Raw genomic sequence first — 18,326 nt, 5'->3', positions numbered from 1 at the left:
TTAATATGAGTAAAATTGTTGTTTTAGCAGAAAAGCCTTCTGTAGGAAGAGATTTAGCTAGAGTATTAAAATGTAATAAAAAAGGCAATGGATTTTTAGAAGGTGAAAAATATATTGTAACTTGGGCGTTAGGCCATCTTGTAACTTTAGCAGATCCAGAAATATATAGTGAAAGCTATAAAAGTTGGAACATAGCAGATCTTCCTATAATACCTGAAAGATTAAAACTAGTAGTTATAAGACAAAGTAGCAAACAATTTAATAATGTAAAATTTCAATTAAACAGAAAAGATGTAAAAGAAATAGTTATAGCTACAGATGCTGGAAGAGAAGGTGAGCTTGTAGCTAGATGGATTATAGAAAAATCCCATGTAAGAAAACCTATAAAAAGATTATGGATTTCATCTGTAACAGATAAGGCTATAAAGGACGGATTTAAAAATCTAAAAGATGGTAAGGCTTATGAAAATTTATATTATTCAGCTATTGCAAGAGCAGAAGCGGATTGGATAGTAGGAATAAATGCAACAAGAGCTTTAACTTGTAAATATAATGCTCAATTATCCTGTGGTAGAGTTCAAACACCTACTTTAGCAATAATAAATAAAAGAGAAGAAGAGATAAAAAACTTTAAGCCTAAAAAATTCTATTCTATAAAAGTTTTTGCAGATAATTTAGAGCTTACATGGCAAGATGAAAAGAGTAAAGATATAAAAAGCTTTAATGAAGAAAAAATTGATAATATTATAAAAAGTATAAAAGGTAAAGAATGTAAAGTTGTATCTATAGAGGAGAAACTTAAAAAAAGTTATTCACCAAAGCTTTATGATTTAACAGAACTTCAAAGAGACTGTAATAAAATATTTGGATTTTCACCAAAAGAAACTTTAAGTATTATGCAAAAGTTATATGAACATCATAAAGTTTTAACTTATCCAAGAACGGATTCAAGATACATAACATCAGATATAGTGGATACTCTAAAAGATAGAGTTAAAGCCTGTGGTGTTGGACCATATTCAAAATATGCTTTAAATATTTTAAAGAGAGGTATAAAAGCAAGTAGTAATTTTGTTGATAATAAAAAAGTTAGTGATCACCATGCAATAATTCCAACAGAAGAAAAGATTAGTTTGATGGATTTAAATGACAGGGAAAGAAAGGTTTATGATTTAGTAGTAAAAAGATTTTTAGCTATTTTAGATAAACCTTTTGAATATAAGCAAATTAATTTAAAGTGTAGAATTGATAAATATGATTTTATCGCTAAGGGAAAGAATATAATATCCTATGGGTGGAAGGAAATATATTCAAAAGATTTCAATGAAAAAGAAGATGATGAACTTAAAGAACAATTAATAGATAAAATTGAAGAAGGAAATACACTAAAAGTTAAATCTTTAAAAAAGACAGAAGGAAAAACTAATCCGCCATCTCCTTTTAATGAAGCTACATTGCTTTCAGCTATGGAGAATCCATCACGATATATGGAGGGCGAAGGAAAAGATCTTATAAAAACTATAGGAGAGACAGGGGGTCTTGGAACTGTTGCCACAAGAGCAGACATAATAGAAAAATTATTTGCTACATTTTTAATAGAAAAAAAGGGTAAAGATATATACTTAACCTCTAAAGGAAGACAGTTATTAGAGCTAGTTCCTGTAGACTTAAAAACACCTACTTTAACAGCTAAATGGGAGCAAAAATTAACGGCTATTTCTAAAGGAAACTTAAGCAAAGTTAAGTTTATAGATGAAATGAAAAAATATTCTAAAGAAGTTGTTAAGGAAATAAAAAATAGTAATGAAAGGTTTACCCATGATAACCTTACAAGAAGCAAATGCCCTAATTGTGGCAAGTATATGTTGGAGGTTAACGGAAAAAAGGGAAAAATGCTTGTTTGCCAAGATAGAGAATGTGGATATAGAAAGAGTCTATCAACTGTAACTAATTCCAGATGCCCCAATTGTCATAAAAAATTAGAGCTTAGAGGAGAAGGAGAAGGTAAAATATTTGTATGTAGCTGTGGATATAAAGAAAAACTTTCAGCTTTCAATGAAAGAAAAAAGAAAGATAATTCTAAAGTTTCTAAAAGGGATGTAAATAAATATTTAAAGAATCAAAGTAAAGAAAATGATGAATTTGGTAATTCAGCTTTAGCAGATGCATTAAGTAAATTAAAATTTTAATTCCTTTAAAATAAATTATAAATAATTAAAAAGAGAAGGTTCACCTAAAATAATTTTTAAAAAATTAATTTAGGTAAGGCCTTCTTTTTATTTATACATTTATTTAAAAATAAATATAAGCCACTTAAAAAGGAGAATTTTTATAGAGTATCTTTTTTTATATTTATTATAGACTTTAGATACATAAAAGTTTTTTCTTTTATATTAAATATAATTATTTTAATAACAACTATTTAAGTAATATCCATAATATAGTATTAGGAAGTAATTTTAGGAGGAAAATTATTAATTTTAAATAGATTAATAATATATTAGATATGGATAAAAAGCTTTATAATCTAAATTTATCTGATATAGAAGATATTGTACAAGGAATAAAACTGCTTAATAATAATACAGCTACAATAATAGGAATACAGGGAATAAATGGTGGCGGAAAAACAAGTATAGTAAAAGAAGTAGAAAAGATATTAAAAAAAGATAAAAAATTAAGGATAGAATATTTAAATATTTTTTATATGAAAGATGAAAATGAATTTATAAATCAATTATTTATAAAGTTAAATAATTTAATAAATGACGAATTACTTATTAAATATGAGAAAAGTTCAAGCATTTTTGCAAAAGAAACTTATGAATATAAAAATATTTTAAATGAAAAATTAAGGATTAAAAATGAAAAATTAGTTCTTATAATTGATGATTTAGATAGGGGAGAAAGCAAGAGTATAAGAAACATATTATCTATAATAAAAAATAAGTATGATTTTGATAATGTAATATATCTATTGTGCTATGACAGTGATATTTTATCTTCAAATTTAGGAATGTGTTTTGGGAAAAATGGAGAAAAAATTGCAAGAGAATATATAAATAAAGTTGTAGATATAGAAGTAACTATAAAAAATAGCAATAAAAATGACTTGCTAGAATATTTAATTAAGGAAAGCGAAAAAATTATTCAGAAAAAAGGATTTAAAATTTCTAAGGATTTATTTAAAGGTATAAAGGAATTATTTAGCGAGTTTTTTAAAGATAAATTAACTAATATAAGAATAGTTAATAAGTTTTTAAATACAATAGATTTCAAGATATTTATAGAAGAAAATAAAATTGAAAATTTTTTAATAGTAGAAGGTTTAAAGATATTTTATCCTAATGTTTATAGGAAGATAGATATTGAAGATAAATATATAAATGAATATGTGATTAGAAATGCCATAGAACAATTTGAAAATCAAGGAGATGTAGGAAGTTTTTCAGATACAGCTTTATTAATAGAAAAAACAGTAGAAACATTAATTTGTGAGAGAGAAAAAATTTAAAAAATAAAAGCATTTTAGAATATTTATAAATATCTCTAAAATGCTTTTATTTAAAATATGATTTAATATAAAAATTCTTTTATAGTTTTTTTATTATAAAAATTATCAGAGGACATTATTTTATTAAATAAGTTTTTTATTTTTAAATAATCTTTAGAAGGTATTTTAGAATAAAATTTAACCATTTCTTGAAACACCTTGTCTATATATTTATAATTTGTTGCCTTTATGGCATTATTTAGTATATTTATAATGCATTCAGATGATTTATTATAATCTTCTATAAAACAATACCCTTTTAACATACTATAGTAAACAAATTGATAATATCTTCTGGAACAAAAATTATCATCAGATTTTATATAATTTTTTATATTTCTTAAAGACTTTTTTAATAAATAAACATCATTTGAGTTTATGTATATTTCCATGATGTGGCAGGTGATTATTAGTTTATGAGAAGATTTACTACTAGAATTAAAAATTAAATTATAAATTGCCATAGCACTATCTGTATAATTTTTTTCAGCTAACAAATTAGCTTTTAAAAGTAATGTATCAAATATATTAAATTTAGACATATTGAAAAAGTATTCAATATTTTGAATTTCCTCTAAAGATTTATCGTAATCCATTATGTTTTTATAACATAATGCTAAATTAAAATGACAATTAAAAGCTGTATCTTGATCTAAATAATGTATATTTTTTATACAAAAATTACAAAGATTTATAGCTTTTTTATAATTACCTAAGCGCATATGACATTTAACTGAGTTACAGTATATCTTGTTCTTGTAATACATATCTAATGGGAGTTTGCATATAGAAAGGAAAAGTTTTAAAGATTCTTGATACTTTTCACATAATGATAGCAAAAGAGCACAATTTTCATAAATAATATAATTCTCTAAATTTAAAGGGTATTTATTTGAATAATCATTAATTATTTCAGTAATTCTATCTATAATAAAACTTGGAATCTTTTTTTTATTTATTAGCTTAAAAATGGAATTAAAAAGATTACTGCCATTCTTTAATAAATTTTCATATTTTAAAGCTTCTGTTAATATATCAATAATTTCTGCAGATTTGGTCATATTAAACTCCTAAAGGTATAAATTTTTATAGTTAATATTAATTACCTAATAATTTTAATAAGATATTTAAATTATATTATAAATTATTAATTAATATTATAAATTCATATGATGATAAAAATCAATGATAAAAATTAATAATAAAATATTAAAAATTTATTTAATGATATTGACATTTTTTTTTGTGAAGAATAAAATAATATATGAACATATGAATACTTATTCATATGATAAAGGAGAGTGAATTAAAGTGAAATCAAAAATAGAAACTTGTAATTCTTCTATCATACATGAAGATATAATTTCAAAGGTAAAAAATAAACTTCCGAAAGAAGAATTGCTTTATGATTTAGCTGAATTCTTCAAAGTTTTTGGAGATTCAACAAGAATAAAAATAATATGTGCGTTATTCGAGTCAGAAATGTGTGTGTGTGATATTGCAAATTTATTATCTATGACTCAATCGGCAGTATCCCATCAACTTAGAGTTTTAAAACAAGCAAGGCTTGTAAAGTTTAGAAGAGATGGTAAGGTTATTTATTATTCTCTTGATGATGAGCATATAAAACATATTTTTGATGAAGGATTAAGCCATATAAAAGAATAGCAATATTTAAAGGGGGAGCAGATTATGAGCAAGATATTTTTAAACCTTGAAGGGTTAGATTGTGCTGGATGTGCTGCTAAAATAGAAGATCGTGTAAATAGATTGGAAAATGTTAAAGAAGCAACATTAAATTTTGCTACTAAATCTTTAATTATAGAAGGTTATAAAGATGAAAATAATGATGATATTATTATAAAAACAAAAGATATAATAAAGAAGTTAGAGCCAGATGTTATTGTCAGTGAAAAAAAACATGGGAATAATAAAATAAAAAGACCATCAGTAATTTCAAAATCTTCTGATAGAAAGATAATTATAAAAAATAAAGAAAAAAAACAATCAAAAGTAAGCTTTATGGAAAATTTAGAAACAAAAGAAATTATAAAATTTTCTATAGGATTTATACTATTTATAATTGGATTGACTATAAAAGTAGACATGTCTAAAAAGTTTATTATTTTCTTAATAAGTTATATCTTAGTAGGTGGAGAAATTGTATATAAAGCATTTAAGAATATATTAAAAGGTGAAGTATTCGATGAAAATTTTCTTATGAGTGTAGCTACTATAGGAGCTTTTGCTATAAAAGAGTTTCCAGAAGCTGTGGCAGTAATGATATTTTATCAAGTAGGAGAAATGTTTCAAAGTTTAGCAGTGAATAGATCAAGAAAATCAATTGAAGAATTAATGGATATAAGACCTGATTACGCTAATTTAATAGTAGGTAATAAAGAGACAAAAGTAGCTCCAGAAAGAGTTAATATAGGAGAATATATAATTGTAAAACCAGGAGAAAAAGTTCCTTTAGATGGTACTATAATAGAAGGAGAGGGATTCTTGGATACTTCAGCTTTAACTGGAGAATCTATATTAAGAGAAGTGAAAGAAAATGATGAAATTTTAGCAGGGTGTATAAATAAAAACGGACTTTTAAAAATAAAAGTGACAAAGGATTTTGGAGAATCAACAGTATCTAAAATATTAGAACTTGTACAAAATGCCGGTAGTAAGAAAGCTAAAACAGAAAAGTTTATAACTAAATTTGCAAAATACTATACTCCAATAGTAGTTTTAGGTGCTGTAGCTTTAGCATTTATACCACCATTACTTTTAGGAATTGGAACAATTTCAGAATGGGTTAATAGAGCTTTAGTATTTTTAGTAGTTTCATGTCCTTGTGCTTTAGTTATTTCTATACCTTTAGGATTCTTTGGAGGGATAGGTGCAGCATCTAAAAAAGGTATACTAATTAAAGGTGGAAACTATTTAGAAACTTTAAAAAACATAAATACTGTTGTATTTGATAAGACAGGAACTTTAACTAAAGGTGTATTTAAAGTTCTTAAAGTTCAAAATATAGGAGATGTTTCAAAAGAGGATATATTAAAATATGCAGCTTATGCGGAAAGTTATTCTAATCATCCTATAGCAAAGTCTATAACAGAAAAATATGATAAGAAGATTAATAAGAATTTAATAAAAAATTATAAAGAAATTGCTGGATTTGGAATTCAAGTTGAAGTAAATGGTAAAAATATTCTAGCAGGAAATAAAAAGCTTATGGATATGTTTAATATAAGATGTAATGATAGCAATGAGATGGGAACTTTAGTTCATATTGCAATAAATAAAGTATATTATGGATATATACTTATTGGAGATGAAATAAAGAAAGATTCAGCAATTACTATAGATTATCTAAAAAAATTAGGAGTAAAGAAAGTAATTATGCTTACAGGAGACAATAAAAAGGTTTCTAGTAAAGTTAAAGATTACTTAAAGTTGGATGAAGCTTATGCAGAGTTACTTCCTAATGATAAAGTAGAAAAATTAGAGGAGATTTTCTTAGAGAATTCTAATGGAAAAGTTATGTTTGTAGGTGATGGAATAAATGATGCACCGGTTCTAGCAAGAGCAGATATTGGAGTAGCTATGGGTGGAGTAGGTTCTGATGCAGCAATAGAGGCAGCAGATGTTGTAATAATGAATGATGAACTAGCTAAGATTCCTTTATCAATAAGAATTGCAAGAAAAACAAATAGAATAGTATGGGAGAATATAATCTTTGCTTTATCAGTAAAAGTTATAATACTAATTTTAGGTGCAATGGGATTTGCTACTATGTGGGAAGCTGTTTTTGGAGATGTAGGAGTAGCTTTAATAGCAGTTTTAAACTCAATGAGAGCTTTAAAATTAAAATAAATTAAGTTTTATTCATACAGAAACTTTTAAATAAATATTTTTTAAAAGTTTCTGTATTTATTATAAAAAATATCCTTATTTGACTTAATTATACTGGATACTTTATGATTAAATAACATATAAATCCATAAGACGAGGAATTCCAACAAATATCTAAGAAATAATGTGTTAATCGCATTGACAAAGGGACTATTATTGAATATAATCATTTTGTTGAGAATACTTTCAGGCAATAGGGAGTAGCGCACAGTACCTTTAGTATTGTGAGTTGATACACTGATGTTTTTCATCTAGCTTTGTATTTTGTGGGACTTATGTATAACAAGGGTTGAGTTATACATAAGTCCCATTTTTATCATTAAATCTTTAATTTAAGTTTAGTTCCTTTATTTAAAATATAAATTTAATAACAAAAATAAAATATAGTAAATAAATTATTAAAAATATTATTTATATTATAAAATTATTGGAGGTTTTAATTTGAATATATTCTCTGTTGTTTTAATTAGTTTAGGGCTTGCAATGGATGCTTTTGCTGTATCATTAACTATGGGAATGAAAATTAATAATTCAGGCGAAAGAAATAAAGTAGCAATAAAATGTGGTTTATTTTTTGGAGTTTTTCAAGGAATAATGCCTTTTATAGGGTGGGCCTTAGGAAAAAATTTTACAAGGTATATATCATTAATAGATCACTGGATAGCTTTTATAGTCCTTGGAATAATAGGAATAAATATGATTGTTGAAGCATTTAAAAAAGAAGAAGATAAAGAAACAGCAAATAATAATAAACAGTTTTTATTCTTAGCGATAGCTACTAGTATAGATGCTTTAGCTGTTGGAGTTAGTCTTGCATTTTTAAATGTTAATATATTAGTGCCAGTTTTTATTATAGGATTAATAACTTGTATCTTAAGTTTTATTGGTGTTTTTTTAGGAAGAAAGTTTGGGGACATACTTAAAAATAAGGCAGCAATTATTGGGGGAATTATATTAATAATTATAGGAACTAAAATATTAGTAGAGCATCTTAATCTATTATAAAATTTTATTAATTATATAAAACTTTATTTGAATAGTATATTTATAAAAAATTGTAAAAGTATAAGATTTATAGTTTTTTATAAAATATACTTTTAATTTATTTTAAATTAAAAAACTTTGTTAAAAATATTAATATGTTAAGGGTGAAATTATAATATTTAAAGAGAAATTTAATAAAAAATATATTTGAATGCTAAAATTTTATCAATTAAATATTTTATAGAGATAATGATTAAATATACTTGAAATAGGATAATATAATAGGATATAAATATAAAGAGAGTATTTTATAATTTTAATTTTGTAATTAATATAAACTATGTAAAAGAGTGTTAAAATATAGATAAGGATTATGAATTTATGTTAATATATATAGTATAGTAATAAATAAAAAATAATAAATGTTATATAGATGAATATATACATATAGAAAGGGTGCCCAAGATGGACAAAAAAAAGAATATTTCAATGGCTGTAATCAAAAGATTACCCAAATATCACAGATATTTATCAGAGCTAATGAAAAATGATGTAGATAGAATTTCTTCAAAGGAATTAAGCGAGAAGATAGGATTTACAGCGTCTCAAATTCGTCAAGACTTAAATTGCTTTGGTGATTTTGGACAACAAGGATACGGATATAATGTCAGAGAACTTTATAATCAAATAAGCAATATACTAGGTCTTCAAAAAGATTATAATACAGTTATAATAGGTGCAGGAAATATAGGGCAAGCAATTGCTAACTATGGACATTTTCAAAAGTTAGGATTTAATACAATAGCTATTTTTGATGCCAATCCAAAGCTTATAGGCATTAAAATTAGGGATATAGAAATAAAAGATATAGATGAACTAGATAATTTCTTAGAAAGAAATACTGTAGATATAGGAATTATATGTGTACCAAAGGTAAATGCACAAAAGGTTTGTGATCAGCTTATAGCTGGAGGAGTAAGAGGAGTTTGGAACTTTGCTCCAGTAGATCTTGTAGTTCCAGAAAATATAATAGTTGAAAATGTACATCTAAGTGAAAGTATACTTACTCTTATCTATTTATTAAATGAGTCAGAACAATAATATAAAAATTGTTAAAAAACATACAATTTTTATTGCAAACAATTTAACAAGGGTTTATAATAATAATTGAAGTTTTTACTTCAATTATTTTTTTACATTAATTTGTTATAAAGTTAACAAAGAATTAACAGGTTATAGTATAAATTTAATAAAATGTAAGTAATTTAGAGTAAAAATGATATTAAACAACATCAAAATACAAGGGGGATTTCTGTAATGGAACTAAAAAATGTAATCCTTGAAAAGGAAGGTAAAATTGCAATCCTAACTATCAACAGGCCTAAGGCATTAAATGCTTTAAATTCAGAAACTTTAAAAGATTTAGATATGGCAATTTCTGAAATTGAAAAGGATAATGATATTTATGCTGTAATTTTAACAGGTGCAGGAGAAAAAGCATTTGTTGCTGGAGCAGATATAGTTGAAATGAAAGACTATAATCAAGAACAAGGAAAAGAATACGGATTATTAGGCAATAAAGTATTTAGAAGAATTGAAAAATTAGATAAGCCAGTTATAGCTGCTATATCAGGATTTGCTCTTGGTGGTGGATGTGAATTATCAATGTCATGTGATATAAGAATAGCCTCAGAAAAAGCTAAATTTGCTCAACCAGAAGCAGGCTTAGGCATAACACCAGGTTTTGGTGGAACACAAAGATTAGCAAGAATTGTTGGAATAGGTAAGGCAAAAGAACTTATCTATACCTGCGATATGATAAAAGCTGATGAAGCTTTAAGAATAGGATTAGTTAATAAAGTAGTACCTCTAGAAAACTTAATGGATGAAGCTAAGGCTATGGCAAATAAAATAGCTTCTAATGCTCCAATAGCAGTTAAGTTATGCAAAGATGCAATAAATAGAGGAATGCAAGTTGATATAGATAGTGCAATAGAGATAGAAGCAGATGATTTTGGAAAATGCTTTGCAACTGAAGACCAAAAAGAAGGTATGACAGCTTTCGTAGAAAAGAGAGCTAAAAACTTCCAAAATAAATAATTAATAAGCTAAAAACTAGGAGGTAACTTAAATGAATTTCCAATTAACTAGAGAACAAGAATTAGTAAAACAAATGGTTAAAGATTTTGCAGAAAATGAAGTAAAACCTATAGCTGCTGAAATAGATGAAACTGAAAGATTTCCAATGGAAAATGTAGAGAAGATGGCAAGCTTAGGAATGATGGGAATTCCATTTCCAGTAGAATATGGTGGAGCAGGTGGAGACACTTTATCATATATATTAGCTGTTGAAGAATTATCAAAAGTATGTGGAACACATGGAGTTATATTATCAGCACACACTTCATTATGTGCATCATTAATAGAACAGTTTGGTACTCCAGCTCAAAAGGAAAAGTATTTAACACCTTTAGCTAAGGGGGAAAAGCTAGGGGCTTTTGGTTTAACAGAACCAGGTGCTGGAACAGATGCTGCTGGTCAACAAACAGTAGCAGTTTTAGATGGGGATCATTATGTATTAAATGGATCAAAGATTTTTATAACTAACGGAGGAGTTGCAGATATATTTATAGTGTTTGCAATGACAGATAAAAGCAAGGGAACTAAGGGAATATCAGCATTTATAGTTGAAAAAGACTTTGAAGGATTTTCAATAGGTAAAGTTGAAAATAAGATGGGAATAAGAGCCTCATCAACTACTGAATTAATAATGGAAAATTGTATAGTTCCAAAAGAAAATTTAGTGGGAAAAGAAGGAAAAGGTTTTGGAATAGCAATGAAAACTCTTGATGGAGGAAGAATTGGTATAGCAGCTCAAGCTTTAGGCCTTGCAGAAGGTGCATTAGATGAAGCTGTTGCTTATATGAAAGAAAGAAAACAATTTGGAAGATCATTAACAGCATTTCAAGGATTACAATGGATGGTAGCTGAAATGGATACAAAAATAGAAGCTGCTAGATATTTAGTATATAAAGCTGCTTGGCTTAAAGATAAAAAACTTCCTTATTCATTAGATGCTGCAAGAGCTAAATTATTTGCTGCAGATGTTGCTATGGAAGTAACAACTAAAGCAGTTCAATTATTCGGCGGATACGGATACACTAAAGAATATCCAGTAGAAAGATTAATGAGAGATGCTAAGATAACAGAAATTTATGAAGGAACTTCACAAGTTCAAAAAATGGTTATTGCAGCAAATGTTTTAAGATAATTTAGGAGGGCATAACAGATGAAAATAGTAGTTTGCTTAAAACAAGTACCAGATACAACTGTAGTTAAAATAGATCCTGCAACAGGAACATTAATAAGAGATGGCGTACCTTCAATTATAAATCCAGAAGATAAAAACGCATTAGAAGAAGCTTTAAGATTAAAAAATCAAAATGGAGCACATGTAACAGTGATAAGTATGGGACCTCCTCAAGCTGAAGCGGCTTTAAGAGAGGCTTTATGTATGGGAGCTGATGAGGCTATACTAATTACAGATAGAGCATTTGCAGGAGCAGATACATTAGCAACTTCAAAAGCTTTAGCTGGAGCAATAAAGAAATTAGATTATGACGTAGTGCTAGCTGGAAGACAAGCTATAGATGGTGATACTGCACAAGTTGGACCAGAAATAGCAGAACACTTAGATATTCCTCAAATAACTTACGTTCAAGATGTAAAAGTGGAAGAGGATGGATTATTAATAAACAGAGCTTTAGAAGATGGATATGAATTAATAAAGGTTAAGACTCCAGTTCTTTTAACAGCAATAAAAGAATTAAATCATCCAAGATATATGAACGTTAAATACATCTTTTCAACTGCAAACAAAGAAATTGTTAAATGGTCAGCTGATGATATCGATGTGAATAAGGAAGATTTAGGATTAAAAGGTTCTCCAACTAAAGTTAAAAAATCAATGACTAAAGAAGCTAAAGGTGCTGGAGAAGTTGTAGATAAGCCTGTTAAAGAAGCAGTAGGTTATGTACTAGGAAAATTAAAAGAGAAACACTACATCTAGGATTTAGGAGGTAAGGTATTATGAATATAGCAGATTATAAAGGCGTATGGGTATTTGCTGAGCAAAGAGATGGAGCACTTCAAAAAGTATCTTTAGAGTTACTAGGAGAAGGAAGAAAAATTGCAGATAAATTAGGAGTAAAATTAACAGCTTTACTTTTAGGATATGAAATAGAGGATTTAGCAACTGAATTAGGAAATCATGGAGCAGATGAAGTTTTAGTTGTTGATAATAAGGAATTGGCACAATATACAACTGATGGATATACAAAGGTTATATGTGACCTTGTAAATGAAAAAAAACCAGAAATATTATTTATAGGTGCAACTTTTATAGGAAGAGATTTAGGCCCAAGAGTTGCTGCTAGATTATCAACAGGACTAACAGCTGACTGTACTTCATTAGATATAGATGAAGAAGGTAAATTTTTATTAGCTACAAGACCAGCTTTTGGTGGTAACTTAATGGCTACAATAGCATGTACAGATCATAGACCACAAATGGCTACAGTAAGACCAGGGGTTTTCTCAAAACTTCCATATGAAGATAGAAAATTTGATATAGAAAATATTAAAACTAATTTAACTGCTGATGATATAAGAACTAAGATTGTGGAAGTAGTTAAAGAGAATAAAGAAATAGAGGATATAAGTGAAGCTAATATTATAGTTTCAGGTGGTAGAGGTGTTGGAAGTAAAGAAAACTTCCAGTTACTAAAGGATTTAGCACAAGCTTTAGGTGGAACAGTGGCAGCATCAAGAGCAGCTGTAGAAAATGAATGGTTAGATAAAGATTATCAAGTTGGACAAACAGGTAAAACTGTAAGACCTACTATATATATAGCATGTGGTATATCAGGAGCTATACAACACGTTGCAGGTATGCAAGATGCTGATATGATAATAGCTATAAATAAAGATGCTACAGCTCCAATAATGAAGGTTGCTGACTATGGTATAGTAGGAGATTTAAATAAAGTTATTCCAGAAATGATAGCTGAAGTTAAGGCTATGAAGGAAGACAACTAATTTAAAATTATTTATTGAAATTAAAATATAGGATTTTCTATAAAATTAATAGAAGATTCTAATATAAAAATGGAGGGCTTATCATGGAAAAGATTTTTGTACTTGGAGCAGGAACTATGGGAGCAGGAATAGTTCAAGCTTTTGCTCAAAAAGGATATGAAGTTATAGTTAGGGATATTAAAGATGAGTTTGTTGATAAAGGAATTGCTACAATAACTAAAAACTTAACAAGATTAGTTACAAAAGGTAAATTAACAGAAGAACAAAAAGAAGAAATACTTTCAAGAATAAGTGGAACAACTGATATGAATTTAGCTGCTGATTGTGACTTAGTTGTTGAAGCAGCTATTGAAAATATGGAAATTAAAAAGCAAATCTTTGCTGAACTAGATAAAATATGTAAAGCAGATACAATCTTAGCTTCAAATACATCATCATTATCAATAACAGAAGTAGCATCAGCAACTACAAGACCAGCGCAAGTTATAGGAATGCACTTCTTTAATCCGGCTCCAATAATGAAGCTTGTTGAAGTAATTAGGGGAATGGCTACATCACAAGAAACTTTTGATAAAGTTAAAGAACTTTCAATAGCTATAGGAAAAGAACCAGTAGAAGTTGCAGAAGCTCCTGGATTTGTTGTTAATAGAATACTTATTCCAATGATAAATGAAGCAGTTGGAATATTAGCAGAAGGCATAGCTTCTGCAGAAGATATAGATACAGCTATGAAACTTGGTGCAAACCATCCAATGGGACCTTTAGCTTTAGGAGATCTTATAGGATTAGATGTTTGTCTAGCTATAATGGATGTATTACAAAAAGAAACTGGAGATCCTAAATATAGAGCCCACAGTCTTTTAAGAAAATATGTAAGAGCTGGATGGCTTGGAAGAAAGAGCGGAAAAGGATTCTACGATTATAGCAAATAGTTTATTTATAAAGGTTAATTGAGAAATAAACACCTGTTGCATTTTAGTGTGACAGGTGTTTTTGTAATAAAAAATAATATATAATAATAGTAAAAAGATGGAAGGAGGAGAACTTATGAGAGGAAGAACTATAGCTTTTGGAATAATACTTACATTATTAGTGCCACTTATTGTATATTTTATAGGGGTAGGTAAAACTACTTATTTAATTGGAGGAATATTTATAATTAAAGGTTTAATGATTATTTTTATTCCTAAAGAAGTTAAGAAAATAGATAAGTTTATAAATATTGATAGATGGGAAGCCTTTCAAAAAAAAGATAGTGAGTTTAAATTACATGTAGAAAAAGGTTCTATAGCATATATATTAATAGGTTTAGGTATATTGTTTTTAGGTTATAGATTTGAAACTTTAGGTATAAATAATAAATTATTTCCGTATTATTTAGCTTATGGAGCTTTTGTAGCTATTTATTTTTTTGGGGAAACATTTTCTGTTATAAAAAGTAAAGATTTAGATGAATATAGAAGATTTAATGTATATGTATCAATAGCTTTAATTGTGGTTGCAATATTAATACTTTAAATTTATTTTAACTAAAATAATAATAGATATTAAAATTTTAAGTTTAAAAAATATTTTTATATATCTATGAATAAAATATTAAAGTATCAATATAACTTTTATAAAATTCAGACTATTGTAAATTGTTGTGATATAATAAAAAGAAAGAATTAGTTTTTGGTATATAAGGAGGGGTTTTTATGAACAGATTTACAATACCAAGGGATATTTATTTTGGTAGAGAATCAATTAATATTTTAAAAACTCTTAAAGGTAAAAAAGCCTTTATTGTAGTTGGAGGGGGATCTATGAAACGACTAGGGTTCCTTCAACAAGTAGAAGAAAACTTAAGACAAGCAGCTATGGATGTAATGGTTTTCGAAGGGGTTGAGCCAGATCCTTCTGTTGAGACAGTTTTAAGAGGTGCAGAAGCTATGGTTAATTTTGAACCAGACTGGATAGTTGCTTTAGGTGGAGGTTCAGCTATAGATGCTGCTAAAGCTATGTGGATATTTTATGAGCACCCAGAAGTAAAATTTGATGATATAAAAGATCCATTTACTTTGCCAGAACTTAGAACTAAGGCAAAATTTATTGGAATACCATCAACTTCTGGAACAGCTAGTGAAGTTACTGCTTTTTCTGTTATAACAGATTATAAAACAGAAATAAAATATCCTATAGCAGACTTTAATATTACTCCAGATATTGCTATAGTTGATCCAGAGTTAGCAGAATCAATGCCTGCTAAATTAACTGCTTATACTGGTATGGATGCTTTAACTCATGCTATAGAAGCTTATGTAGCAGGATTACATTCTCCATTTTCAGATCCATTAGCAATGGAAGCTATAGAAATGGTTGTAAAGAATTTATATAATTCTTATAAAGGTGACAGCAATGCAAGAGAAAAGATGCATTATGCTCAATGTTTAGCTGGAATGGCATTTTCAAATGCTTTATTAGGAATAACTCATAGTATGGCACATAAAACTGGAGCTGTATTTAATATACCTCATGGTTGTGCAAATGCTATTTATTTGCCATATGTTATAGAATTTAATAAGAAAACTGCTATAGATAGATATGCTTATATAGCTAAAAGATTAGGGCTTGAAGGTAAAAATGAAGATGAATTAGTTCAATCTTTAGTTTCATTAATTAAAGATATGAATAGGCAAATGGATATACCTCTAACATTAAAAGATTATGGTGTTAAAGAAGATGACTTTAATGCAAAATTAAAGATGATTGCAGAAAGAGCAGTTAAAGACGCTTGCACTGGGGCTAACCCACGTAGTATAACACCAGAGGAAATGGAAAATCTATTTGAAGCTACTTATTATGGAAAAAATGTTGATTTTTAATAAAAAGTAAAATTTAAAGTCTGCAGATCATTCTGCTTTGGCTGAATGAATGCAGACTTTTTTAACAATTATAAAATTAAAAAGTTTGGGGGAGTTTACTTTGTACAAAATAATGAAAAAAGAGAGATTAGCAGGTAATATATATCTTATGGATATATATGCACCAAGAGTTGCAAAATCAGCTGAGCCAGGTCAGTTTGTTATTTTAAAGGTAAATGAAAGGGGAGAAAGAATTCCTTTAACTATATGTGATTATGATAAAGATAAAGGTACTGTAACTGTAGTTGTACAAGTTATGGGAAGTTCCACAGAAGAAATGATTGAATTTAAAGAAGGAGAATCATATCAAGATTTTGTTGGTCCATTAGGACAACCATCTGAAATGGTTAATGAGCCTTTAGATGAATTAAAAAAAGAAAAAATATTATTTATAGCAGGAGGAGTTGGAACAGCACCAGTTTATCCTCAAGTTAAATGGTTAAATTCAAGGGGCATAAAAGCAGATGTAATTATTGGTGCAAAAAATAAGGATTTAATAATTTTAAAAGAAGAAATGGAAAAGGTTGCAGGCAATGTATATGTTGCAACTGATGATGGCTCTTATGGATTTAAAGGATTAGTTACAGATTTATTAAAAAAATTAGTTAATGAAGAAGGTAAAAAGTACGATAGAGTAATAGCTATAGGACCTATGATAATGATGAAATTTGTATGTCTTTTAACGAAAGAACTTGGAATAAAAACAATTGTAAGTTTAAACCCAATAATGGTTGATGGAACTGGAATGTGTGGAGCATGTAGAGTTACTGTAGGTGGAGAAGTTAAATTTGCTTGTGTAGATGGTCCGGAATTTGATGGACATTTAGTTAATTTTGACGAAGCTATGAGAAGACAAACAATGTATAAAACAGAGGAAGGAAGAGCTAAGTTAAAATTAGAAGAAGGTGATACACATCATCATGGTGGATGTGGCTGCGGAGGTGATAAATAATGGCTAATTTAAAGAGAATACCAGTAAAAGAACAAGATGCTAAAGTGAGAGCAAAAAACTTTGATGAAGTTTGTTTAGGATATAATTTAGAAGAAGCTGAAGAGGAAGCTTCAAGATGTTTAAATTGTAAAAACCCAAGATGTGTGGGAGAGTGTCCTGTTAATATAAATATTCCAGGATTTATTCAAAAGATCAAAGATGGAGATATAGAAGGTGCAGCAAAGGTTATTGCAGAAGCATCTGCTCTTCCAGCAATTTGTGGTAGAGTTTGTCCTCAAGAAAGACAATGTGAAGGAAAATGTGTTCTAGGAATTAAAGGCGATTCTGTTTCAATTGGTAAATTAGAAAGATTTGTAGCCGATTGGACTAGGGAAAATAATATTGATTTAACTCCTGAAATTAAAAAGAATGGTAAAAAGGTTGCTGTGGTAGGAAGTGGTCCAGCTGGATTAACCTGTGCTGGTGATTTAGCGAAGCTTGGATATGATGTAACTATTTTTGAAGCTTTACATGAACCAGGTGGGGTTTTAGTTTATGGAATTCCAGAGTTTAGATTACCAAAAGAGACTGTAGTAAAACATGAGATTGAAAATGTTAAAAAATTAGGTGTAAAAATAGAAACAAATGTTATTATAGGTAGAACTGTTACTATAGATGAACTTTTTGAAGACGAAAACTTCGATGCTGTATTTATAGGTTCAGGAGCAGGACTTCCAAAGTTCATGCATATTCCAGGTGAAAATGCTAATGGAGTATTTTCAGCTAATGAATTTTTAACAAGAAACAATTTAATGAAGGCATTTAAAGAAGATTATTCAACTCCTATAAGAGCTGGAAAGAAAGTTGCAGTAGTAGGTGGCGGTAATGTTGCAATGGATGCTGCAAGAACAGCTTTAAGATTAGGAGCAGAAACTCATATAGTATATAG

At 27.9% G+C, this 18,326-nt stretch carries 16 protein-coding genes; 15 read left to right on the top strand and 1 reads right to left on the bottom strand.

Annotated features, from left to right (window positions below):
• Window positions 1-5 precede the first annotated feature (5 nt).
• Window positions 6-2,189 carry a DNA topoisomerase III gene (locus tag BUA70_RS10785; protein ID WP_072897224.1) on the top strand — a complete coding sequence of 728 codons (2,184 nt, stop codon included), beginning with the start codon at window positions 6-8 and terminating at the stop codon, window positions 2,187-2,189.
• A 317-nt stretch (window positions 2,190-2,506) separates the two neighbouring features.
• Entirely contained in the window at window positions 2,507-3,514 is a 1,008-nt protein-coding gene (locus BUA70_RS10780) for a P-loop NTPase fold protein (RefSeq protein ID WP_072897223.1), read from the top strand.
• Between the two features lie 62 nt (window positions 3,515-3,576).
• Here BUA70_RS10780 and BUA70_RS10775 read toward each other — a convergent pair whose 3' ends face one another.
• Window positions 3,577-4,614 (bottom strand): hypothetical protein, encoded by a 1,038-nt coding sequence (locus BUA70_RS10775; RefSeq protein ID WP_072897222.1) that lies wholly within the window; start codon window positions 4,612-4,614, stop codon window positions 3,577-3,579.
• 250 nt (window positions 4,615-4,864) lie between these two features.
• On the opposite strand from BUA70_RS10775, the gene BUA70_RS10770 reads away from it, so the two are divergent.
• The 13 genes from BUA70_RS10770 to BUA70_RS10710 form a co-directional block, all read left to right on the top strand.
• Window positions 4,865-5,221 carry an ArsR/SmtB family transcription factor gene (locus BUA70_RS10770; RefSeq protein ID WP_423236774.1) on the top strand — a complete coding sequence of 119 codons (357 nt, stop codon included), beginning with the start codon at window positions 4,865-4,867 and terminating at the stop codon, window positions 5,219-5,221.
• A 24-nt stretch (window positions 5,222-5,245) separates the two neighbouring features.
• Complete coding sequence (locus BUA70_RS10765; protein ID WP_072897220.1) at window positions 5,246-7,423, top strand: heavy metal translocating P-type ATPase; 2,178 nt, start codon at window positions 5,246-5,248, stop codon at window positions 7,421-7,423.
• Between the two features lie 480 nt (window positions 7,424-7,903).
• The gene (locus BUA70_RS10760) at window positions 7,904-8,467 is read left to right on the top strand and encodes a manganese efflux pump MntP (protein ID WP_072897219.1); all 564 of its coding nucleotides are present in this window, start codon (window positions 7,904-7,906) and stop codon (window positions 8,465-8,467) included.
• A gap of 444 nt (window positions 8,468-8,911) precedes the next feature.
• Window positions 8,912-9,547 carry a redox-sensing transcriptional repressor Rex gene (locus tag BUA70_RS10755; protein WP_072897218.1) on the top strand — a complete coding sequence of 212 codons (636 nt, stop codon included), beginning with the start codon at window positions 8,912-8,914 and terminating at the stop codon, window positions 9,545-9,547.
• Between the two features lie 216 nt (window positions 9,548-9,763).
• Window positions 9,764-10,546, top strand: coding sequence for a short-chain-enoyl-CoA hydratase (locus BUA70_RS10750; protein WP_072897217.1), 783 nt, complete (start codon window positions 9,764-9,766; stop codon window positions 10,544-10,546).
• Window positions 10,547-10,577: 31 nt separating this feature from the next.
• Complete coding sequence (locus BUA70_RS10745; protein WP_072897216.1) at window positions 10,578-11,717, top strand: acyl-CoA dehydrogenase; 1,140 nt, start codon at window positions 10,578-10,580, stop codon at window positions 11,715-11,717.
• 18 nt (window positions 11,718-11,735) lie between these two features.
• Complete coding sequence (locus BUA70_RS10740; RefSeq protein WP_072897214.1) at window positions 11,736-12,515, top strand: electron transfer flavoprotein subunit beta/FixA family protein; 780 nt, start codon at window positions 11,736-11,738, stop codon at window positions 12,513-12,515.
• Between the two features lie 20 nt (window positions 12,516-12,535).
• Window positions 12,536-13,543: an electron transfer flavoprotein subunit alpha/FixB family protein gene (locus BUA70_RS10735; protein WP_072897212.1), complete on the top strand. Its 1,008-nt coding sequence runs from the start codon at window positions 12,536-12,538 to the stop codon at window positions 13,541-13,543.
• An 83-nt stretch (window positions 13,544-13,626) separates the two neighbouring features.
• Entirely contained in the window at window positions 13,627-14,475 is an 849-nt protein-coding gene (locus BUA70_RS10730; RefSeq protein ID WP_072897209.1) for a 3-hydroxybutyryl-CoA dehydrogenase, read from the top strand.
• 115 nt (window positions 14,476-14,590) lie between these two features.
• Entirely contained in the window at window positions 14,591-15,061 is a 471-nt protein-coding gene (locus BUA70_RS10725) for a hypothetical protein (RefSeq protein WP_072897206.1), read from the top strand.
• A 179-nt stretch (window positions 15,062-15,240) separates the two neighbouring features.
• Window positions 15,241-16,407 (top strand): iron-containing alcohol dehydrogenase, encoded by a 1,167-nt coding sequence (locus BUA70_RS10720; RefSeq protein WP_072897204.1) that lies wholly within the window; start codon window positions 15,241-15,243, stop codon window positions 16,405-16,407.
• Between the two features lie 100 nt (window positions 16,408-16,507).
• Window positions 16,508-17,398: a sulfide/dihydroorotate dehydrogenase-like FAD/NAD-binding protein gene (locus BUA70_RS10715; protein WP_072897202.1), complete on the top strand. Its 891-nt coding sequence runs from the start codon at window positions 16,508-16,510 to the stop codon at window positions 17,396-17,398.
• Window positions 17,398-18,326 (top strand): FAD-dependent oxidoreductase (locus BUA70_RS10710; RefSeq protein ID WP_072897200.1); only part of this gene is annotated, 929 nt, incomplete at its 3' end. The genes BUA70_RS10715 and BUA70_RS10710, both read left to right, overlap by 1 nt.

It is taken from the genome of Clostridium fallax (assembly GCF_900129365.1).
Taxonomy (GTDB): Bacteria; Bacillota; Clostridia; order Clostridiales; family Clostridiaceae; genus Clostridium_AH; species Clostridium_AH fallax.
Note: the sequence above shows the minus strand (reverse complement) of the source record. Positions and strands in the feature narration are given on the sequence as shown.